Below are 1,338 nucleotides of genomic sequence, written 5' to 3'. Positions count from 1 at the left end.
TGTCCCGTCCTAACATAGCGATACACTAAAACTTAGTGTAATGAATACATCAGTAAAGACGGGTTATACAAAAAGAACCCAAAAAGACTACTCGCTTTCTTTTAAACTTCAAGTAGTAGAGGAAATTGAATCTGGTAAGCTGGATAGACTTTCGGCTCACCTTAAATATGGCATACAAGCAAGATCGACAATCACATCTTGGTTACGAAAATATGGTACCTTTGATTGGGAAAACCTATCCGTAGTAAACGTGGCAAAAACACCAGAACAAAGAATCGTTGAGTTAGAGGCTAAAGTTAAACTTTTGGAAAAGCAAAAGGCTCGTGCCGAGCACTTAGCTGAAAGAGCTGATAAAAAGGTAATCATTTTTGATATGTTAGTAGATATGGCGGAAAAAGAATATGATATTGCTATCAGAAAAAATTACACGCCCGAGTTATTGAACGCTTCAAAGAAGAACAAAAAGAAACAATAGTTTCCACCTGTAACTTACTCGGGCTAAATAGACAGGTATATTATAGAGCTGTTAAATCTAGGACTAAAAAGCAGCATATAGTAAAACAAGTGATTGCTTTAGTGCGCAGTATTCGTAGTATTATGCCTAAAATAGGTACTAGAAAATTGTATTATATATTGAAAGACAAACTCATTGTTTTAAATGTTGGCAGAGATAAACTCTTTAGAATACTCAAAGCAAATCATATGCTTATAAAACCTAAAAGATCATATCAGATAACTACAGATTCTCACCATCGATTTAGAAAGCATAAGAATATTGTTTGCAATGTTGAAATTAATCGACCAGAACAAGTATGGGTTAGCGATATAACCTATTTAGGTTCTAGAAACAACCCATCTTATCTAGCATTAATAACAGATGCTTATTCTAAAAAAATAATAGGATATAATGTATCGGAAAGTCTGGCAGTTGATGGAACCATAAAAGCTTTGGAGATGGCTTTGAACAATAGGATGTATAAAGATGAACCACTTATTCACCACTCTGATAGAGGGTTGCAATATTGTTCTAATGAATATCAGAACCTATTGTCGCAAAACGCAATTAAATCCAGTATGACCGAAAAATACGACCCTTATGAAAATGCAATTGCAGAAAGGATCAATGGTATACTCAAACAAGAGTTCAACGTTGCAAAACATTTACAGTCGCTACCTATGAAGAGAAAATTGGTAGAACAAGCTATTTGCATTTACAACAACTTAAGGCCACATTTATCAAACCACATGTTAACACCAGAGCTTATGCATCAGCAAAACAAAATCATAATGAAACAATACAAATCAAAAAATCTCATTGAAACTAGTTTCAATGAGATT

Annotated in this window: 2 protein-coding genes; both read left to right on the top strand. The window is 33.9% G+C overall.

Annotated features, from left to right (window positions below; translation table 11 throughout):
* Positions 1–40: 40 nt before the first annotated feature.
* A complete protein-coding gene (locus KLA_RS18310; protein ID WP_034647405.1) occupies positions 41–475 on the top strand; it encodes a hypothetical protein in 435 nt (144 codons plus the stop codon).
* Positions 439–1,338, top strand: a 900-nt coding sequence (locus KLA_RS18020; RefSeq protein ID WP_200868421.1) for an IS3 family transposase, incomplete at its 3' end; no start/stop codon positions are given. The genes KLA_RS18310 and KLA_RS18020, both read left to right, overlap by 37 nt.

It is taken from the genome of Cellulophaga geojensis KL-A (assembly GCF_000568425.1).
Classification (GTDB): Bacteria; Bacteroidota; Bacteroidia; order Flavobacteriales; family Flavobacteriaceae; genus Cellulophaga; species Cellulophaga lytica.
The sequence above is the reverse complement of the archived record's forward strand: the minus strand, read 5'-3'. Positions and strand labels throughout refer to the sequence as shown.